The sequence below is a fragment of the Sphingomonas sp. AP28 genome, from assembly GCF_056680455.1.
The window spans coordinates 1274377-1294003 of record NZ_CM155283.1 but is presented as its reverse complement, the minus strand read 5'-3'; the positions used below and the strand labels follow the sequence as shown (position 1 = coordinate 1294003).

Here is a 19627-nt window from a genome sequence, read left to right as displayed (position 1 = left end):
CGCGCGCCCCTTCGACGGAGACGACCATGAGCGATTACGCCAGCATCATCGATCAGGCCGACGACTACGTCGAGCCCGAGATCCTGCCCTTGCCGCTCGACGCATGGCACCGGGCGCACGGCGCACGGATGGTCGAATTCGCCGGCTACGAGATGCCGATCCAGTATGAAGGCATCATGGCCGAGCACGCCTGGACGCGCGACTCGGCCGGGCTGTTCGACGTCAGCCACATGGGCCAGCTCGTCTTCTCCGGCGAGGGCGTCGCGCACGCGCTCGAAACCGTCCTGCCGGGCGATATCGCAGGCTTGGGCGAAGGCAAGATGCGCTACTCGCTGCTGCTCGCACAGGACGGCGGCATCCTCGACGACCTGATGGCCACGCGCCTCCCCGACGATCAGCCGTCGCCGTTCTCCGCGCAGGACGTCGAGCCCGAAGCCTACGACCCGCTCCACCCGTCGCCGACCGCAAGCGGCAGCTTCTACGTCGTCGTCAACGGCGCGACCAAGTATGACGACATCAGCTACCTGATCGAGCATCTGCCCGACGACGTCACGATCAACATCCTCGAAGACCAGGCATTGCTCGCGGTGCAGGGCCCCAAGGCGGTCGAAGCAGTCGCGCGGATCGTCCCCGGTATCGACGGTCTCGTGTTCATGACCGCCGGCGCGTTCCACTGGAACGACGTCCCACTCTGGATCAGCCGCTCGGGCTACACCGGCGAGGACGGCGTCGAGATCTCGCTCCCCGCCGAACACGCCGTCGCGTTCGCCGATGCGCTGCTCGCGCTCCCCGAGATCAAGCCGATCGGCCTCGGCGCACGCGATTCGCTGCGTCTTGAAGCCGGCCTCCCGCTCTACGGCCACGACCTCGATCCCGAGATCACGCCGGTCATGGCCGACCTCGGTTTCGCGCTGTCGAAGCGCCGCCGCGAAGCCGCCGACTTCCCCGGTGCCGAGCGTATCCTTACCCAGCGCGAACACGGCCCCGCCACCAAGCGCGTCGGCCTGATCGTCGAGGGCCGCCAGCCCGCGCGCGAAGGTGCCGAAGTGATCGACGATACCGGCGCGACGATCGGCCGCCTCACCAGCGGTGGTTTCGCACCCACCCTCGGGAAGCCGATCGCGATGGCGTATGTGCCGCTCGCGCTCGCCGCCCCCGGCACCCGCATCGAGATCGCGCAACGCGGCAAGGTCCACACCGCCACCGTCACCGCGATGCCCTTCATTCCCCACCGCTACGTCCGCGCAGGAGCCAAGTGATATGAGCCGTTACTTCACGCAGGATCATGAATGGGTCGACGTCGATGGTGACGTCGGCACCGTCGGCATCTCGGAATACGCGCAGAGCCAGCTCGGCGATGTCGTGTTCGTCGATGTCCCGGAAGCCGGCAAGACCTTGTCGAAGGGCGACGAAGCCGCAGTCGTCGAGTCGGTCAAGGCCGCGTCCGACGTGTATTCGCCGGTCTCGGGCACCGTCACCGAGGGCAACGCGGCTTTGACCGACGATTCCAGCCTGGTGAACTCGGATGCCGAAGCGGCGGGCTGGTTCTTCAAGCTGACGCTCAGCGACCCGAGCGAACTCGACAGCCTGATGGACGAAGCCGCCTACGCGACGTTCGTCGAAGGGCTGTAATTCTAGAACCCCCTCCCGCTAGCGGGAGGGGGCAGGGGGTGGGCGCGCGCTCACCTCCAGCGTTCCGCCCGCAATAGGCCGGGCGCCCACCCCCGACCCCTCCCGCATGCGGGAGGGGGGAGTTGATGCCGATGCGCTACCTTCCCCTGACTCAGCCCGACCGTGCGGAAATGCTCGCCGTCATCGGCGCCTCGACCATCGACGACCTCTTCGTCGACGTTCCCGAAGCCGCGCGCCTCGACGGCCCGGTCCGCGACCTGCCGATGCACGCCTCCGAAATGGCGGTCGAACGCCACATGTCGGCGCTCGCCAAGAAGAACCTCACCGCCGGCGAAGCACCGTTCTTCCTCGGCTGCGGCGCGTACAAGCATCACGTTCCAGCCAGCGTCGACCACCTGATCCAGCGCGGCGAGTTCCTCACCGCCTACACGCCGTACCAGCCCGAAATCGCGCAGGGCACGTTGCAGATGCTGTTCGAGTTCCAGACGCAGGTCGCGCGGCTGCTCGGCACCGACGTCGCCAACGCCTCGATGTACGACGGCTCGACCGCGTGCTGGGAAGCGATCGTGATGGCGCGTCGCATCACCAAGCGTGGGCGTGCGATCCTGTCATCGGGCCTCCACCCGCATTATGTCTCGGTCGCGAACACGATGGCCAAGTTCACCGGCGACGTGCTCGACACGACCGCGCCCGAACTGGTCGCCGACATGGACCTCGACCAGCTGATCGCGAAGATCGACGACGACACGTCGTGCGTCGTCGTCCAGTATCCCGACATCCTCGGCCGCATCGCCGACCTGCGCCCTCTCGCAGACGCATGCCACGCGAAGAAGGCGCTGCTGATCGCGGTCGTCACCGAGCCGGTCGCGCTCGGCGCAATCACCTCGCCCGGCGAGATGGACGCGGACATCGTCGTCGGCGAAGGCCAGTCGCTCGGCGTCGGCCTCCAGTTCGGCGGACCTTATGTCGGCCTGTTCGGGTGCAAGGACAAATATGTCCGCCAGATGCCCGGTCGCCTCTGCGGCGAGACCGTCGATGCGGACGGCCGCCGCGGTTTCGTCCTGACGCTGTCGACCCGCGAGCAGCATATCCGCCGCGAAAAGGCGACGTCGAACATCTGCACCAACTCAGGGCTCTGCGCGCTGGCCTTCTCGATCCACATGACGCTGCTCGGTGAAGCCGGTCTGCGCCAATTGGCCGAGGTGAACCACGCGGGCGCGGTCTCGGCGGCGGAACGCCTGTCGCAGATCCCCGGCGTGGAACTCGTCAACGACAGCTTCTTCAACGAGTTCACGCTGAAGTTGCCCGTCGAAGCCCGCCCCGTCGTCCGCACGCTCGCCGATCGCGGCATCCTCGCAGGCGTGTCGCTCGGGCGCCTCTACCCCGGCCAGGACGCACTCGCCAACGGCCTCGTCGTCGCCGTGACGGAAACGACCACCGCGGAGGACGTCGAAACGCTTGCGTCCGCACTCCAGGAGATACTGGCATGACCATCAACCAGAGCGGCTGGCGCCCGACCTCGCCCGAGGCGAACACGAGTAACGTCCCAGCATCGGTAACCGGCAACAAGGCGCTGATGCTGGAAGAAGCCCTGATCTTCGAGATCGGCGACGGCGAGACGACAGGCGTAGATTTCGACACCTTCGGTTCTCCTGCGAACGCAGGAGCCCAGGGTACCAAGGACTCCGATCATGGCCCTGGATTCCTGCGTTCGCAGGAAAACAAGCTGGGCGGGTTGCTCCGCACCAACCCCATCGGCCTCCCAGGTCTCTCCGAGCCGGAAACCGTCCGCCACTACACCCGCCTCTCCCGCCAGAACTACGGCATCGACCTCGGCTTCTTCCCGCTCGGCAGTTGCACGATGAAGCACAACCCGCGCCTCAACGAGAAGATGGCGCGGCTCCCCGGTTTCTCCGACGTCCACCCGCTCCAGCCGGTCGACACCGTCCAGGGCGCATTGGAAGTCATCCACCAGCTCGCGCACTGGCTCGTGACGCTGACCGGCATGACCTCGGTCGCGATGAGCCCCAAGGCGGGTGCGCACGGCGAACTCTGCGGCATCCTAGCGATCCGCGCCGCCCTCGAAGCCAAGGGCGAAGGTGCGCGGAAGATCATCCTCGTCCCCGAGAGCGCACACGGCACCAACCCCGCCACCGCCGCGTTCGCCGGCTATAGCGTCGAAGATATCCCCGCCACCGCCGAAGGCCGCGTCGACACAGCCGCGCTGAAGGCCCGGCTCGGCCCAGACGTCGCCGGCGTGATGATCACCAACCCCAACACCTGCGGCCTGTTCGAGCGCGACATGCGCGAAATCTCCGACGCGGTGCATGCGGCGGGCGGCTTCGTCTATTGCGACGGCGCGAACTTCAACGCGATCGTCGGTCGCGTCCGGCCGGGCGATCTCGGCATCGACGCGATGCACATCAACCTGCACAAGACCTTCTCGACCCCGCACGGCGGCGGCGGTCCGGGTTCGGGTCCGGTCGTGTTCTCGGAGGCTCTGACCCCCTACGCACCGCTGCCGTTCGTCGAGAGGCAGGGCGACCAATTCGTCCTGGTCGAGGAAGAGAATGCCGACGAGCATCACGCCGGCAGCTTCGGCCGCATGGTCGCGTTCCACGGCCAGATGGGCATGTTCACGCGCGCACTGACCTACGTCCTCAGTCACGGCGCGGACGGCCTGCGCCAGGTTTCCGAGGATGCGGTGCTCAACGCGAACTACATCCTGCGCAGCCTCGACGACACGCTCGACGCGCCGTTCGGCCCCTCGGGTCCGTGCATGCACGAGGCGCTGTTCTCGGATTCCGGCCTCGCCGCCGGCTTCTCGACGATCGACATCGCCAAGGGCCTGATCGACGAGGGCTTCCACCCGATGACGATGTATTTCCCGCTCGTCGTTCACGGCGCGATGCTGGTCGAACCGACCGAGACCGAATCCAAGGCGGCGCTCGACCAGTTCATCGCCGCGCTCCGCTCGGTCGCCGAACGCGCGAAAGCCGGCGACCCCAGCCTCAAGACCGCCCCTCACTTCGCCCCCCGCGCGCGCCTCGACGAGACGCTCGCGGCACGCAAACCGGTACTGGTCTGGAAGGACCCCGCTCCGCTGGCGCAGGCTGCGGAGTAAACCTCGCGGTTCTCCTGCGAACGCAGGAGTCCAGGGTTACGAACGCTGCGTGCCGTAACCCTGGACTCCTGCATACGCGGGAAAACGGATTGCCCAGAACACCGCAACCGATCTAGCCTCCGCCCCAACAGGGGTGGGGGTCAGGATCCAATGCAGGCGCACGAAGTACAAGGCTGGATAAGCTACGCGATCACCGCGGTCGTCATCGGCATCGTCTTCGCGGTCCGCTGGCGCCGCATGAGTATCGTAAAGCCGCTCAAGCTCGAACGCCTCTGGATCTTCCCCACGCTCTACGCCGCCGTCACGCTCTACATGTTCGTGATGTACCCGCCACACGGCCTCGCCTGGCTGTTCTGCGCACTAGCCCTCGTCATGGGCGCAGCACTAGGCTGGCAACGCGGCAAGCTCATGCGGATCACGATCGATCCCGACAGCCACGCACTCAACACGACGTCCTCCCCGGCAGCGGTCCTGTTCATCGTAGCGATCGTCGCAGTCCGCACCGGCGCCCGCGCCGTAATCGGCGACGGCCACGCCCTCCATCTAGACGCCTTCGCCATCACCGACATGCTGGTCGCGCTCGCGCTTGGCCTGTTCACCACCCAACGCATCGAAATGTACCTCCGCGCCAAGCGGATGCTCGAAACGGCCCGCGTCCGCTAACCCGCCGCCCGGTAACGATCCTCCCCCGCCAGGGGGAGGTGGCTGGCCCTTGCCAGACGGAGGGGGAGGAAAGCGAAACCTCCGTTCCGTGTCCTCACCCTCCGACGCCTTCGGCGCCACCTCCCCCCTAGCGGGGGAGGATTACAGGTCTCGCCATCAAGCGATCGCTTGCTCGGTCTCCTCCCGCCGCCGGACATGCTCGCGCCACACGATATACAACCCGCTCGCCACGATGACCGGCGCCCCGACCCAGGTGGCCTCCGCCGGCAGCGTGTCGAACACCAGCCACCCCAGCAACGTCGCCCACAACAGACTCGAATAATCCATCGGCACCACCACCGACACCGGCCCGAGCCGCAACGACGTCGTCATTGCGATCTGCGCCAGCCCGCCGAAGATGCCGACGCTCGCCAGGCAAATCCACGCGACCAGATCATGCGACTGCGCCGCCCTCCCATAGAATACCGACAACGGGATCAACGAGAGTGCCGAGAACCAGAACACTGTCGTCAGCGCGCTCTCGGTCTTGCCGATCTGGCGCAACAGGATCGACACGCTCGCCGTCCCGAACGCCCCCGCCAGCGCACACCCCGCACCCCATAACGGGAAGTGATCCCCGCTTCCGGGCTGTGCGACGATCAACACACCCGCGAACCCGGTCGCGACCGCTGCCCAGCGGTGCCACCCGGTAGGCTCGCGCAACACCAGCGCCCCCAGGATCGTCGCGAACACCGGCACCGTGAACCCGATCGTCGTCGCCTCCGCGAGCGGCAACGCAACGATCCCGTTAAAGGTGAACGCCATCGCCGACAGCCCCACGATCGCCCGCACGACATGCGCAGGCAACCGCTTGGTCGCGACCGAAGGCAGGCCCGGCCCCGCGACGATCACCGCCGACACCAGCAAGCACGCGCCGAACTGCCGGAAGAACAAGATTTCCGACACGCTCGCGCCGTGCCGCTCGGCGAGCTTGATCGCGGTATTCATCAGCGCGAAGATCACGACCGACAGCAACCGCATGCCGATGGCGGGAAGGATGCGGTCGGTGGGCATGCGCGACCCCTACGCAAACCACCGCCGCGTCGCCACCCCGCAACTCACACGTGACGAAGCGCCGCGTTCGCGATAAGCGCACCCCATGATAAAGCGCGCACTCCCCGTCACCCGCGAGGCGGATTTCTCCGCCTGGTACCAGGCCGTCATCTCCGAGGCCGATCTCGCCGAGGAATCCGGCGTCCGCGGCTGCATGGTCATCCGTCCGTGGGGCTATGGCATCTGGGAGCGCATCCAGCGCCTGCTCGACGACCGGATCAAGGCGACCGGTCACGAGAACTGCTATTTCCCGCTCTTCATCCCGCTCTCGTATTTCGAGAAGGAGGCCGAGCACGTCGATGGGTTCGCCAAGGAAATGGCCGTCGTCACGCACCACCGTCTCAAGGCCGACGGCTATGGCCGGCTGATCCCCGATCCCGACGCCAAGCTCGAGGAGCCACTGGTCGTCCGCCCGACCTCCGAAATGGTCATCGGCGCCGCGTTCGCACGCTGGGTCCAGTCGTGGCGCGACTTGCCCGTGCTGATCAACCAATGGGCCAACGTCGTCCGCTGGGAAATGCGCACGCGCATGTTCCTGCGCACCAGCGAGTTCCTCTGGCAGGAAGGCCACACCGCCCACGCCACCGCTGACGAAGCGCGCGACGAGACGCTCAAGATGCTCGAAGTCTATCGCGATTTCGCGGAGGAATGCCTCGGCGTCCACGTGATCGCCGGCGAAAAGCCCGAGAACGAGCGCTTCCCCGGCGCCGTCGCGACCTATTCGATCGAGGCGATGATGCAGGACGGCAAGGCGCTGCAAGCCGGCACCTCGCACTTCCTCGGCACCAACTTCGCCTCGGCGCAGAACATCCGCTTCCAGAACGCGGGCGGTGAGTTCGAGCTGTGCAACACCACCAGCTGGGGCGTGTCGACGCGGATGATCGGCGCGGTCATCATGGTCCACGGCGACGACGACGGCCTGCGCGTGCCGCCGATGATCGCACCGTGGCAAATCGTGATCGTGCCGATGCTGCGCGACGTCCCCGAGGACGCGGCGATCGTCGAGTATTGCAAGTCGCTCCAGGCCGAACTCGCCAAGCAGTCCGCGCTCGGCGAACCGGTCCGCGCGTTGCTCGATCTCAAGCCCGCCAAGGCCGCGACCAAGCGCTGGGGCTGGGTCAAGAAGGGCGCGCCGATCGTGATCGAGGTCGGCGGCCGCGACATGGCGGGCGGCAACGTCACGGTGATCCGCCGCGATCGCCTGTACCGCGAGGACGGCAAGCTCGACAGCGTCGCCACGCCGCGCGACGCGTTCGTCGGCGAGGTCTCGGGCATGCTGGCCGAAGTGCAGGCGACGCTCCACGTCGAGTCGATGAACCGCGTAAAGGGCAACATCGTCCCCGCCAACGACTTCGCCGCAGTCGAGGCGCATTTCGCCGACGGTGTGAAGAACCCCGGCTGGGTCGACGTCCGCTGGTCCAAGCCTACGGGGGCGGCACTCGAAAAGGTCGTCGAGCGGTTGAAGGCGCTCAAGCTCACCATCCGCAACGCGCCGATGGGGCAGACCGGGTGCGACGATGGCGCGTGCATCTTCACCGGCGAACCCGCGGTCGAACGTGTGCTGATCGGCCGCGCCTACTAGGCGCGCCGATCGGCGTCACGTCTGGGGCTCGATCAGGATTTGGCGCCAGGGGCGGAAGCGCTTTTGATACTGATGCCACGGAACAACCGAAACGGGCCGGTCTGTCGGCTGCGTTGCGGTGCTTCCTCAGCTATCGTCGTAGCGGCTTTGGGCGGTGCGACCTTAGGGGGCAGGCATGGGCGTGACGGGGATCGGCGGCTTCTTCTTCCGGGCAAGGGATCCGGAAGCTGTACGTGCCTGGTATGTCGAGCATCTTGGTGTCGGGTCGGGCCCCTACGGGTCGTGGGAGACGCAGGCCGGGCCCAGCGTCTTTGCGCCATTCGCGGTGGATGGAGACTATTTCCCCACGGATCGGCCGTGGATGCTCAATCTGCGCGTCGACGACATCGATGGCCTGATTGCGACGCTTCGTGCGGCGGAGATTGTCGTAATCACCAATCCCGAATGGGACATGCCTGGTTTTGGCCGCTTCGCGCGGATCCATGATCCGGAAGGTAATCCGATCGAACTGTGGCAACCCGACGAACCAGAGGCTTGAGGATGCGCCCGAGCTTGGTCTGACGATCAGCGGTAGTTCGGGAGAGGGCGCGCTAGTCTCGACCTTGCCGACGCGGCGACCTTCCCCCCTCCCTGGAAGGGAGGGGCCGGGGGTGGGTTGGCCCGATTGAGCCACCACGGTTCGGGTGTGCGGAAGCCGAACCAACCCAACCCCTCCCTTCCAACGAGGGGGGAACAGGTTGGCCAGTCATCTCTACCAGTTGATTGCCCCAGGGTTTTAGCCGAGCCCGACCTTCGTCCCCGTCTAGAATAACTCCCCCTGAGGCCCCCGCGGTGCCCGGAACAGATCACTCCGCAAGGCCACCCGCTCCCGGTTCAACTGATGCTTCGCGCAAGCAATCCGGAACCGCGTCCCCAACAGGTCTGCCCAAGGTCCTTGCCCCTGCATCCGCGTAAAGAAGTTCGGATCATTGTCGCGCCCGCCCCGCAAAGACGCGATCGTCGCCATCACCTTCCCCGCGCGATCGGGGAAATGCTCGTCCAGCCAAGCCCGGAACAGCGGTGCCACCTCATGCGGCAATCGCACCGGGATGAAGAACGCTCGTGTCGCTCCAGCCTCCGCCGCCCGTGCGATGAGTTGCTCGATCTCGTGATCGGTGATCGCCGGGATCACCGGCGCGATCGACACGTACACCGGCACGCCCGCATCGGCGAGCTTGCGCACCGCCGCCAGCCGTCGCTCAGGATGCGGCGCACGCGGCTCGACCGTCGACGCGACCTTGGGATCGAGCGACGTGATCGACATCGCCACCGCCGCCAACCCCTTCGCCGCCATCGGCGCCAACAGGTCGATATCCCGCACCACCCGGTCCGACTTGGTCGTGATCGTCAGCGGATGATCGGTCTCGGCCAGGACTTCGATGATGCCACGTGTGATCCGCCAATCGGTCTCGATCGGCTGGTACGGATCGGTGTTCGTCCCCAATGCCATCGGCGCCACGACATAACCCGGCTTTCCCAGTTCCGCGCGCAGCAACGTCGCCGCGGACGGCTTTGCGAACAGCTTGCTCTCGAAATCCAGCCCCGGCGACAGGTCGTGGAAGGCATGGCTCGGCCGCGCGAAACAATAGATGCAGCCGTGCTCGCACCCCCGATACGGGTTGATCGAGCGATCGAACGGCACGTCGGGCGAGGCGTTGCGGCTGATGATCGTCCGCGGCGTCTCGACCGTTACCGTCGTCCGCAATTTCGGCGCGATTCCGTCGATCCCCTCGCGCATGTCGAGCCAGTCGCCGTCTGCCTCGGTCTGCGGCAGGTTGAACCGCCGGCTCTCACTGTTGAGCGTCGCTCCGCGAACCGGACGGGCCTGTTTCATCGCATGAAACTAGGCGCCGTCATAGAACATAGCAAGAACAAATCAGAAGTGGACGCCAAGCCCCGCGACGATCTGGTGCCGGCTGAAATCAAGGCTCGCCTTGTCCGAACCGTCCGACACTTCGTAGCCGTTATAGTCGGTATAGACGTATTCAAGCTTGCCGTAGAAATTGCGGCCGAGCCCTGCCTGTACGCCGGCGCCGACATGGAAGCCGTTGAGGTTGTCGGACAGGCGGAAATCGTCCTCTGGAAACTGCGGATCGGAATAGCCGATCCGGATCTGGCCGTTCGAATAGCCGCCCTTGATATACAACACCGTCGTTGGGTTCAGCAGGTATCCGGCACGTACGCCGGCGGTCAGGTTGCGCCCCGCCGAGATGCAGGACCGCGTGCCGTCGCTGGGGAGGCATTGTTCGACGCTCGATCCCTCGATGCCGCCATAAACGCCCAGCATCGTGCCGGCGTTCACCACCACGTCATACCCGGCCTCACCGCCATAGGTAACACCGCTCTTGCCTTCGCGTACGCCGGCGGTGTCGGTGGCGGTTTCGACGTTCAGCTCGGTAACGATCCGGTCGTATCCGATGCGTGGCTCGATTCGGAAGCCGCTGACGCCCTCTCGGGTGCGATCGTCGAACCCTTCGCGGGCGAAGTCCGAGCCTGGACCGGATTGCGCGAACGCCGGTGCCGCGGGTGCAGCGGCAAGCGCTGCGATAAGCAGGAACTTGTACATGTAAATCGATCCCCTGTGGATCGGCCCCCTGGCCGATCCGCCGGTGGACACTTTGCGTATGCCCGCCTTCCGAAAGGTTAATCCGACACACATGCATTCATTTTGGATCCGTCTGGGACCGGAAGCGAATCATCGCTCGCAGCGCGGCCGCAATCCGACTAGGGCGAAGCGATGACGGAACAGACGACGGTAGAGCGCGCTTTCGAACTGGCGCGATCGGGAGAATGCAGCTCGGTCAATGACTTGCGTCAACGATTGCGGCGCGAGGGCTATGATGCCGTGCATCTTCATCTGCATGGCTCGTCGATCAACCGGCAGCTGATCGAGCTCATGCACGCAGCCAAGGGCTGACCCCGCCAGCGCAAGTACCGGCTCGAATCGGCGCTGCGACGCGGCCCGTTTGTACGTCGGGCCGCGTAGCGCGGGTCACTTGTCGGCGAGCAAGGTCTTCTTCGGCATGTCGAGACCACGTGTGGTCCACTCGGCTGAGGTGTGGCACGTCGTCCGTCCGATACGGCTACCAGTCACGGCAGGGTCGGTCAGGCAGTATTTCTGTGTCTTCGCGTCATATTTGAGCAGCGTCTTCTGCTGCGGATCCGATGGCGCCGCAAACGCTGGCGCGCCGACGACAAGCGCTGTGGCGAGGGCGAGGGTCTTCAGGATGATCGAAGTCATGGTCGCGTCCTTCATGGTCGAGTGGCGCCCCGGTCGGGCGGTATCTCGATCAATGCACCGAGCGTGCCAGTTCTATAATACAGTGATACGCCGTGACGAACGCGCTGGAACAGCGTGATTTTTGTTCGCACTGCCGTGAGGACGTCGTGACATACCGGCCGGGAAAAAACGCCACAATCTGGTGAGGATCGCAGCTTGTTTGTGAAGCGTCGATTCGGCCGAGCCGCTTTCGTATACCGATCGGTAAATCGGGGCGCGCCGCGTCCGGGTCCTGGAAAGGGTCAGGGCAATAAAGGCGGATCGCGTGCTGCGAATCCCGGCGGTTAGCGCTCCAGCAGGCGCGGCATCAGCTCGACGAAGTTGCAGGGGCGGTGGCGGCTGTCGAGCTGATCGCGGAGGATGCCGTCCCAGCCGTCCTTCACCGCGCCGGTCGAGCCGGGTAGCGCAAAGATATACGTGCCGTGCGACACGCAGGCGCACGCACGCGACTGGACCGTCGAGGTGCCGATCGTCTGGTAGCTGAGCATGCGGAAGAGCTCGCCGAACCCGGGGATCATCTTCTCCGCCACCTGTTCCACAGCTTCAGGCGTCACGTCGCGCCCGGTGACGCCGGTGCCGCCGGTGGTGATGATGCAGTCCACCTCCGGATCGCCGATCCAGGCGTGCAGGCGCGAGACGATCGTCTCGACATCGTCCTTCTCGATCCGGCGATCGGCAAGAACATGCCCCGCCTCGGTCAGCCGCGCGACCAAAGTGTCACCCGACCGATCCTCGGCAAGGCCACGGGTATCCGACACCGTCAATACGGCGATCCGCACCGGCAGGAACGTACGGCTTTCATCAATCGGCATGAAATTCAGTCCGCGCGCGTGACAGTGGTGGACTGTGGCCCGACGCTGGCATTCACCGCAACGGTGGCATTCAAGGGCGCCGTGCTCGCACGATATTGCGTGTACGGCTTGGCTGCCATCCGCACCGCGGTTGCACCAGGCAGGCCGGGGAAGCGCGGCCACATGCCCTGCGCGAGCGCGTTGCGGCTGGTCGACGCCTTCTTGCCGCCCTGTGCCTCGTACATCCAGTAGTTGCGCAGCACGGTGGTGACGTAGCCGCGCGTCTCCCAATACGGGATGCTCTCGATATACATCAGCGGATCGCCGTTATCGTGGACGATCGCGTTCCAGTCACCGACCGGGCGTGGACCCGCGTTATACGCCGCGATGACCTTGGGCAGCAGCCCGCCGGTGACGCCCGCCATGTCGCGCAGCCGCTCGAGATGACGCTGGCCGACATCCATGTTGGTGCTCGGCTTGGTCAGCGCCTTCACGTCGATCGAGGTGCCACGCTCGCGCGCGAAGTCGGTCGCGGCGGCGGGCATGATCTGCATGAGGCCATAGGCACCGGCCGGGCTCTTGATCGTGTTGCGGAACCGCGACTCCTCGAGCGTGTGCGCGTAGACCAGCGCCTTGTCGATGTGCCAGCCGCTGTCGGGTGTCCAGTTCGGCGTCGGATAGCGCGCCTCGGCGGTCGACGTGACCCCCTGCGGGCAGTTGTGTGCGAGCCAGACGGTCGTCGCGGGCAGGCTCAGCGCTTCGGCCACGCGGACTAAGTTGGCGAACTCGCGCGGGTCGCCGATCTTCGCCTGCTGGCGGATGACGGTATCGGCCAGCTCGGTCTCGCCGACCTCGACCAGCGCGGCGGCGACGCGGACGTTCGGACGCTTGCCGACGACCTTCCAGTCGCTGGCCACGAGCCCGCCGACGGACGTGCCCTTGTCCTTCATCGCAAGCTGCTGGCGCGCGAGTTGGCCGTAGAAGCTTTCGCCGAACTGCGCCGCAGCCTTCAGCCGACCCTCGATTTTGTCGGGGCGCGAGCATACCATGTCCGCGCGCGACGCCCAGTACAAAGCCGCCGCGCGGAGATCGACATCGCCGGCACGCGCCGCGACGCCCTCGAACCCGGTCTCGGCATTCGCGCAATCATTCTGCCGCCATGCCGACAGTGCGCCGACCCAACGGCCCTGGACGGCCCAGTCGCCGACGCCATCCTGTGCCTTCGCCGCCATCACGCGCGCGTTCACATCGTCGCCCTGAAGGAAGTAAATCCACGCGATCTTCTGCTGCCACTCGGTCAGCGCTTCCGGAGTCAGCCCCGGCGTGCTTTCCAGCAGCGACTGCGCCTCACGACCCATGTCCGCCTTGACGTAAGGCTGCATCTTGAGCGCGAGATCGGACGCGATCAGGTCGCCCTGCAGGCTCTTGGTGCGGACCCGACGCGGCGCGCCGTCCTGCCAGATAAGCCGCTGCGCCGTGGGGAGGGGGGGCAGGTCGACCGCACCGCGGGTCGTGGCAAGGCGCGAGATTTGCGCGGCTTCGGGCAGTTCGGGCGCTTCGTTGAGCAGCGCGACCAGCGGCTCCATCTCGACGCGGGGCGAGCCCTTCGCCGTATACATCTCGGCGCGCGCGATCGCGTGCAGCGGGCCGGGCTTCATCGTGTCGAGCCCGATCTGCGCGTCGGTCCACTTGCCGTCGCGGATCGCCGCGAACACGGTCCTGTACGCCTCGCGCTGGCTGGCATCGAGCTGGTCGGGGATCTGCTCGATCGTCGGTGCGCCGATCAACTGCGTCGTGCCAAGCCGCGCATCGCCAGCGGGCTCACCGGCAATGGTCGCCGCGAGTGCTGGAAAGGGGAGGGCGCTGAGCCCCAGAACGATAGCTAGAGTCCGAATCATCTCACACCCTCTTGCGACGTCAGTCCGCGCATCAGCATCTGCAAATCCTTCCAGGCCTCGGCCTTGGCCGCGGGCTTCTCGATCAGAAACCGCGGATGAAAACTCGCGACCACGCCGGTCTCGTCGGAAGCTTCGCCAGACGCCGAACCGGACTCCGTTTCTCCGGTCTTATGGTTAAACCCGTGTAAACGCCCGCGCGCCGCCTGTAATTCCGTCCCGAGGATCGCACGGCTCGCCGCATTGCCCAGCAGCAGCAGCCGCTTCGGCGCAACCAACCCGATGTGATGCTTGGCGATTTCCGACAGCCGGGCCTCGACCTCGCTCTGGATCCTTCCGGCCGTCGGCCGCTTCGCGCAGACCGCCGCGAGATGCACCTCGTCGCGCGTCAGACCGATCGCCGCGAGCATCTTGTCGAGCAACCGGCCCGACGCGCCACTTAGCAACGCCCCCGCATCGCCGTCGTCCCGGTCGGGACAATCGACAAGCACCATGACCGTAGCGTCAGCTGGACCGACGGCAGCCAGCGAAACTCCGCTCCAGTCCGCCTCGGGAACCTCCGCGCTGCTCCGCCAAGTCAGGAAATCGGCGAGCAAAAGCGGCATGGCGGACGGTGCGACGACCGGCGCAACAGGTGCTGCGGCTGGTAGGATCAGCGGTTCGGGCGCCGCAAACCAGTCGCGCGGGACGTCGTCGACCAGCGTGTCGACGCCAGCCTCGTGCCACCAGTCGAGCGCGCTCGCCGCTGTATTTCGCCAGTCGATGGTTTGGTCCGCCCCCACGGGGTAACCTATGCTGCACGGTTGACGTGGCGGTCAACTCGCGCAATCGCCATATTGGACAAGATGGTGCCGGCCCGAGCCCGAACGAAGGGTGGGGCATGAAGCTGAGGCAAGAGGGGACATCCCCCGGGAGACGATGATGACGACACGTGAATCGATGCCGTACGACGTGGTGATCGTCGGCGCTGGCCCGGCCGGTCTCTCGGCAGCGATCCGCCTGAAACAATTGGCGGCCGAGAAGGACGCCGAGATCAGCGTCTGCGTGCTCGAAAAGGGCTCCGAAGTCGGCGCGCACATCCTGTCGGGCGCGGTCATCGATCCCAAGTCTCTCGACGAACTGCTGCCGAACTGGCGCGAGGACGGCTGCCCGCTCGCCGAGGTGCCGGTGACCGAGAATCATCACTGGATCCTGACCGAAAAGGGCAAGCGCGAGCTTCCCGAATTCCTGACCCCGCCGTTCATGCACAACAAGGGCACCTACACCGGCAGCCTCGGCAACCTCTGCCGCTGGCTCGCGGGCAAGGCGGAGGAACTCGGCGTCGAGATCTTCCCGGGGTTTGCAGCCGCGGAAATCCTGTTCAACGACGATGGTTCGGTGAAGGGCGTCGCGACCGGCGACATGGGCGTCGCCCGCGACGGCACGCACAAGCCCGACTATACGCCGGGGCTCGAACTCCATGCCAAATACACGTTCTTTGCCGAGGGTGTGCGCGGCCATCTGTCGAAGGAGGTCATCCGCCAGTTCGATCTCGCCAAGGACAGCCAGCCGCAGGTCTACGGCCTGGGCATCAAGGAGTTGTGGGATATCGATCCCGCGCTCCACAGCCCGGGTCGCGTCATCCATACGCAGGGCTGGCCGCTCGGCGACGATGCAAACGGCGGCAGCTGGCTGTATCATCAGGCGAACGGACAGGTGTCGCTCGGCTTCGTGACTTGGCTCAACTATTCCAATCCCTATGCATCGCCCTTCCAGGAAATGCAGAAGTGGAAGACGCACCCCGAGATCGCCGCGATCCTCAAGGGCGGCAAGCGCGTATCTTACGGCGCGCGCGCGATCAACGACGGCGGCTTGCAGTCGATTCCCAAGCTCGTCTTCCCGGGCGGCGCGCTGATCGGCTGCTCGGCGGGCTTCCTCAACGTGCCGCGGCTCAAGGGCACGCATGGCGCCATGAAATCGGGCATGATGGCCGCGGACGCCGCTGCGGAGGCGATCGTATCGCAGCGCAGCCATGACGAACTGGCCGCCTATCCCGAGGCCTTCGACGCATCGTGGCTCAAGAAGGAGCTCTCGGTCGTCCGCAACGTCGTGCCGCTGGTCAAGAAGTTCGGCGATCTGGTCGGGTCGGGGCTCGCCGGCGTGACGATGTGGCTCGAGCATTTCGGGATCAAGATGCCCTTCACGATGGGCCATCACCCCGACAATGAAAGCCTGTGGCGCAAGGATCAGGTCAAGAAGCCGGTCTATCCCAAGCCCGATGGCGTCCTGACGTTCGATCGCCTGTCGTCGGTGTTCATCTCGAACACCAACCACGAGGAGGATCAGCCAGTCCACCTGACGCTCAAGGACGCGAGCGTGCCGATCGCCTACAACCTGCCGATGTACGACGAGCCCGCGCAACGCTATTGCCCGGCCGGCGTTTACGAGGTCGTCGGCGAAGACACCGGCGATCCGAAGTTCGTCATCAACGCGCAGAACTGCGTTCACTGCAAGACCTGCGACATCAAGGACCCCACCCAGAACATCAACTGGGTCGTACCAGAGGGCGGCGGAGGCCCCAATTATCCCAACATGTAAGCGTCTGTTTCTCGCACTCGGTCTCGTCGTGGCGGCCCCCGCCACGGCGGCGACAACCGATTTGTCCGCCTATCTGAAGGCCCGCGCTGCCGATGCCGCCGGCGAGACGGACCTCGCAGCGGCCAGCTACGCCAAGGTGCTGGCGGCATCGCCCGACGATCCCGTCGTCGCGATCCGCGCCTACCGCGAGGCGCTGGAGGCCGGCGACATGCCGCTCGCCACCCGCGCCGTCGCGGTGCTGAACAAAGCCGGCGTAGCCCCCGCCGACGCCGCGCTGATCCCGCTCGCCGATGCCGCCCGCCGCAACGATGCGAAGGCCGCGAGCGCAGCGATCACCACCTTGTCGAGCGGCCCCCTCGTAGTCCTCGCACCCTCGCTCTACGCCTGGGTAGCGCATGCGGAAGGCCGCGATCCCGAACCGTCGCTGGCGACCGCCGCGAAGGATCCCGTCGCCAACCGCTTCGCCACCGAAACGCGTGCGCTGATCGCCGCGGCACCGCGCAAGCAACCGCTGTCGATCGGCGTCTCGCGCCTGCTCGCCCGCCTAGCCAGCGATCTCAGCGCAGGCGAACCCTCGCCGCTGTCGATCGCGCTAACCCAGGCAGCCCTGCGCGCCGACCCGAGTTACGACGCAGCGCGCGTCCTCCTCGCCGATGCGCTGGCCCGCAACAAGCTGGTCGACCGCGCGCTCGTCGTGCTCGACGGCGTCGACGCCAAGAGCCCCTCCGCACCGGCAGCCGCCGCCGAGCGCATCGACATCCTCGCCACCGCCGACCGCAACGGCGAAGCACTCGCCGCCGCTAAGAACCGCGTCGACCAGAAGGGGTCTGAGCCCGCCGACTGGCAACGCTACGCCGACCTATTGCTGACCACCGGCAACCCCGCCGAAGCCGCGACCTGGTACCAGCGCATCATCGCCGCCGACGGCGCGAAGGGCGGCAGCTGGGGCAACTGGCTGCAATATGGCGGCGCGCTCGACCAGGCCGGCCGCTGGCCCGAAGCGCGCGATGCGCTCGAAAAAGCCGTCGCCCGCGGCCCCGCGCAACCGCTCGCGCTCAATTATCTCGGCTTTGCGCAAGTCGAGCACGGCGACGACATTCCCGCCTCGATCAAGCTGTTAGAACGGGCCAGCCGGATCGACCCGACCAACGCCTCGATCACCGACTCGCTGGGCTGGGCCTATCACCTCTCCGGCAACACCGCCCAAGCGCTCCCCCTGCTCGAAACCGCCGCGCAGGCCGAACCCACCAACGCCGAAATCGCCGACCACCTCGGCGACGCCTATTGGAGCGTCGGCCGAAACTACGAAGCGCGCTACGCCTGGCGCGCCGCCTTGCTGACCGCCGAATCCGCAGACACGGCACGCATAACCGCCAAGATCGCCAACGGCCTCCCCCCGAAAGCCCGCCGCTAGACTCTCTCTCCCATCGGGAGAGGGAAGGGGCCCGCACCGGAGGTGTGGGAAGGGTGAGGGCAAGGCGAGTTGCCGGTGGGGGGCCGTTTTGCGAGATCATCACCAAATTTTGAGCGCCGAACGAGCCGCGGAAGTGATCGTGACAACGCCCGCGACTGGTGAGGTGCACGGCACCTCAGGTCCGCCGTCATCCTGACGAAAGTCAGGATCCAGGGTAACGATTGGTGCCGTCCTTGGCTCTGGATCCTGACTTTCGTCCGGATGACGCGCTTAAACCCGCAGACATCACGCGTATTACGCTAAACCGCGCTGGAACCCTTCGCCGCCAACTTCCGAGACCCAAATGCCCGCCATCACCGACCCCGCCCCCGCCAAGATCAACCTGGTCCTCCATGTCCGCCGCCGTCGCCCCGACGGCTACCACGATCTCGAAACGCTCTTCGCCTTCGCCACCGACGGCGACCTGATCACGGTAGAACCCGCCCAAACCAACAGCCTCACCATAACCGGCCCCTTCGCCGCAGCACTTCTCCCCGTCCAAAACACCACCCCGACCCTCAACACCCCCCCGGCGAAGGCCGGGGCCCAATTGGGGACAGGCAATGACGAAGCACCGCGCCTGTCCGGCAATGCCCCCTGGCATGGCAACCTAGTAACCGCCGCAGCAGACGCCTTCACCACCGCGTTCGCCCCCGAGGCCCACCACGCCATAACCCTTGAAAAGCACCTCCCCATCGCCTCAGGCATAGGCGGAGGCTCAGCCGACGCCGCCGCCACTCTCCGCGCGCTGGCCCGCCTCCACGGCATAGCCCCAACCGACCCCCGCCTCCACAAAATCGCCGCAAAGCTCGGCGCAGACGTCCCCGCCTGCCTCGCCAACCGCCCCACGCTAGGCACCGGCAAAGGCGACACCCTCACCAATCTCGAAGGCCTGTCCGGCACCCCCCTCCTGCTCGTAAACCCCGGCGTCGCGGTCTCCACCGCCGCCGTCTTCAAGACCTGGGACGGCCACGACCGAGGCCCGATCGCTGAAGGCAATCTCCTCGACCGCGCAAAAGCCGGCCGAAACGACCTCGAGCCCCCCGCGCTGGCCCTCGCCCCCGTAATCGCCGAAGTCCGCACCCTCCTCGACAAGGCGCACGGCGTCCTCCTGTCCAGAATGTCCGGCTCCGGCGCCACCTGCTTCGCGCTATTCGAAACCCCCGAAGCCAGAGACACCGCCGCCACCGCCGCCCAAGCCAAAGGCTGGTGGACCCTAGCAACAACCCTCGCGTGATCGATCAATAGGCGGCGGCACCTTTGAGACTGGGCGCTACCGCGCCGCCACCGCCCGTCATCCTGACGAAAGTCAGGATCCAGAGCAGCAAACGAAACCAGCCGTCACGGACACCCTTCAAACATCGGATCCGTTAGCTGTCCAAACCCCGCGTCCAAACAACCCGAACCGATCTCGACCTAAACGCCCACACCGCCGATCCCGTCCCTCGTCGGTCATCCCGAACGTGTTCGGCATTATATCCCACAACAAAAGCACCTCC

At 66.1% G+C, this 19627-nt stretch carries 18 protein-coding genes; 11 read left to right on the top strand and 7 right to left on the bottom strand.

The window, feature by feature from the left end; all coding sequences use genetic code 11:
• Window positions 1-26 precede the first annotated feature (26 nt).
• The 5 genes from gcvT to AC1MH0_RS05860 all read left to right on the top strand — a co-directional run bounded on the left by gcvT (window position 27) and on the right by AC1MH0_RS05860 (window position 5419).
• Window positions 27-1259 (top strand): glycine cleavage system aminomethyltransferase GcvT, encoded by a 1233-nt coding sequence (gcvT, locus tag AC1MH0_RS05880; protein ID WP_480965101.1) that lies wholly within the window; start codon window positions 27-29, stop codon window positions 1257-1259.
• 1 nt (window position 1260) lies between these two features.
• Complete coding sequence (gcvH, locus tag AC1MH0_RS05875; RefSeq protein ID WP_056057335.1) at window positions 1261-1632, top strand: glycine cleavage system protein GcvH; 372 nt, start codon at window positions 1261-1263, stop codon at window positions 1630-1632.
• A gap of 131 nt (window positions 1633-1763) precedes the next feature.
• A complete protein-coding gene (gene gcvPA / locus AC1MH0_RS05870; protein ID WP_426281375.1) occupies window positions 1764-3122 on the top strand; it encodes an aminomethyl-transferring glycine dehydrogenase subunit GcvPA in 1359 nt (452 codons plus the stop codon).
• Window positions 3119-4756 carry an aminomethyl-transferring glycine dehydrogenase subunit GcvPB gene (gene gcvPB / locus AC1MH0_RS05865; RefSeq protein WP_480965100.1) on the top strand — a complete coding sequence of 546 codons (1638 nt, stop codon included), beginning with the start codon at window positions 3119-3121 and terminating at the stop codon, window positions 4754-4756. Before gcvPA ends, gcvPB begins: the two co-directional genes overlap by 4 nt.
• 150 nt (window positions 4757-4906) lie before the next feature.
• Window positions 4907-5419, top strand: coding sequence for a CcdC protein domain-containing protein (locus AC1MH0_RS05860; protein WP_480965099.1), 513 nt, complete (start codon window positions 4907-4909; stop codon window positions 5417-5419).
• A 156-nt stretch (window positions 5420-5575) separates the two neighbouring features.
• On the opposite strand, the gene AC1MH0_RS05855 is transcribed toward AC1MH0_RS05860, so the two are convergent.
• Window positions 5576-6472 (bottom strand): DMT family transporter, encoded by an 897-nt coding sequence (locus AC1MH0_RS05855; RefSeq protein WP_480965098.1) that lies wholly within the window; start codon window positions 6470-6472, stop codon window positions 5576-5578.
• Window positions 6473-6557: 85 nt separating this feature from the next.
• Here AC1MH0_RS05855 and AC1MH0_RS05850 point away from each other — a divergent pair, with 85 nt between their 5' ends.
• Entirely contained in the window at window positions 6558-8093 is a 1536-nt protein-coding gene (locus tag AC1MH0_RS05850; protein ID WP_480965097.1) for an aminoacyl--tRNA ligase-related protein, read from the top strand.
• A gap of 175 nt (window positions 8094-8268) precedes the next feature.
• Entirely contained in the window at window positions 8269-8631 is a 363-nt protein-coding gene (locus tag AC1MH0_RS05845; protein WP_480965096.1) for a VOC family protein, read from the top strand.
• 264 nt (window positions 8632-8895) lie between these two features.
• On the opposite strand, the gene AC1MH0_RS05840 is transcribed toward AC1MH0_RS05845, so the two are convergent.
• Both AC1MH0_RS05840 and AC1MH0_RS05835 read right to left on the bottom strand, forming a co-directional pair.
• Entirely contained in the window at window positions 8896-9966 is a 1071-nt protein-coding gene (locus AC1MH0_RS05840; protein ID WP_480965095.1) for a PA0069 family radical SAM protein, read from the bottom strand.
• Between the two features lie 42 nt (window positions 9967-10008).
• Window positions 10009-10698 (bottom strand): outer membrane protein, encoded by a 690-nt coding sequence (locus AC1MH0_RS05835; protein WP_480965094.1) that lies wholly within the window; start codon window positions 10696-10698, stop codon window positions 10009-10011.
• Window positions 10699-10869: 171 nt separating this feature from the next.
• On the opposite strand from AC1MH0_RS05835, the gene AC1MH0_RS05830 reads away from it, so the two are divergent.
• Window positions 10870-11049: a hypothetical protein gene (locus AC1MH0_RS05830; RefSeq protein WP_480965093.1), complete on the top strand. Its 180-nt coding sequence runs from the start codon at window positions 10870-10872 to the stop codon at window positions 11047-11049.
• 75 nt (window positions 11050-11124) lie between these two features.
• Here AC1MH0_RS05830 and AC1MH0_RS05825 read toward each other — a convergent pair whose 3' ends face one another.
• The 4 genes from AC1MH0_RS05825 to AC1MH0_RS05810 all read right to left on the bottom strand — a co-directional run bounded on the left by AC1MH0_RS05825 (window position 11125) and on the right by AC1MH0_RS05810 (window position 14880).
• Window positions 11125-11373, bottom strand: a complete 249-nt coding sequence (locus AC1MH0_RS05825; RefSeq protein WP_480965092.1) for a hypothetical protein — start codon at window positions 11371-11373, stop codon at window positions 11125-11127.
• A gap of 323 nt (window positions 11374-11696) precedes the next feature.
• Window positions 11697-12224, bottom strand: coding sequence for a molybdenum cofactor biosynthesis protein B (gene moaB / locus AC1MH0_RS05820; RefSeq protein ID WP_056057366.1), 528 nt, complete (start codon window positions 12222-12224; stop codon window positions 11697-11699).
• Window positions 12225-12229: 5 nt separating this feature from the next.
• Window positions 12230-14101 carry a lytic transglycosylase domain-containing protein gene (locus tag AC1MH0_RS05815; RefSeq protein ID WP_480965091.1) on the bottom strand — a complete coding sequence of 624 codons (1872 nt, stop codon included), beginning with the start codon at window positions 14099-14101 and terminating at the stop codon, window positions 12230-12232.
• Window positions 14098-14880, bottom strand: a complete 783-nt coding sequence (locus AC1MH0_RS05810) for a uracil-DNA glycosylase (RefSeq protein WP_480965090.1) — start codon at window positions 14878-14880, stop codon at window positions 14098-14100. Before AC1MH0_RS05810 ends, AC1MH0_RS05815 begins: the two co-directional genes overlap by 4 nt.
• 139 nt (window positions 14881-15019) lie before the next feature.
• Here AC1MH0_RS05810 and AC1MH0_RS05805 point away from each other — a divergent pair, with 139 nt between their 5' ends.
• The 3 genes from AC1MH0_RS05805 to AC1MH0_RS05795 all read left to right on the top strand — a co-directional run bounded on the left by AC1MH0_RS05805 (window position 15020) and on the right by AC1MH0_RS05795 (window position 19365).
• On the top strand, window positions 15020-16675 hold the full coding sequence (locus AC1MH0_RS05805; RefSeq protein WP_480965089.1) for an electron transfer flavoprotein-ubiquinone oxidoreductase: 1656 nt from the start codon (window positions 15020-15022) through the stop codon (window positions 16673-16675).
• A gap of 28 nt (window positions 16676-16703) precedes the next feature.
• Complete coding sequence (locus AC1MH0_RS05800) at window positions 16704-18089, top strand: tetratricopeptide repeat protein (protein ID WP_480965088.1); 1386 nt, start codon at window positions 16704-16706, stop codon at window positions 18087-18089.
• Between the two features lie 343 nt (window positions 18090-18432).
• Window positions 18433-19365, top strand: coding sequence for a 4-(cytidine 5'-diphospho)-2-C-methyl-D-erythritol kinase (locus tag AC1MH0_RS05795; protein ID WP_480965087.1), 933 nt, complete (start codon window positions 18433-18435; stop codon window positions 19363-19365).
• Window positions 19366-19627 lie beyond the last annotated feature (262 nt).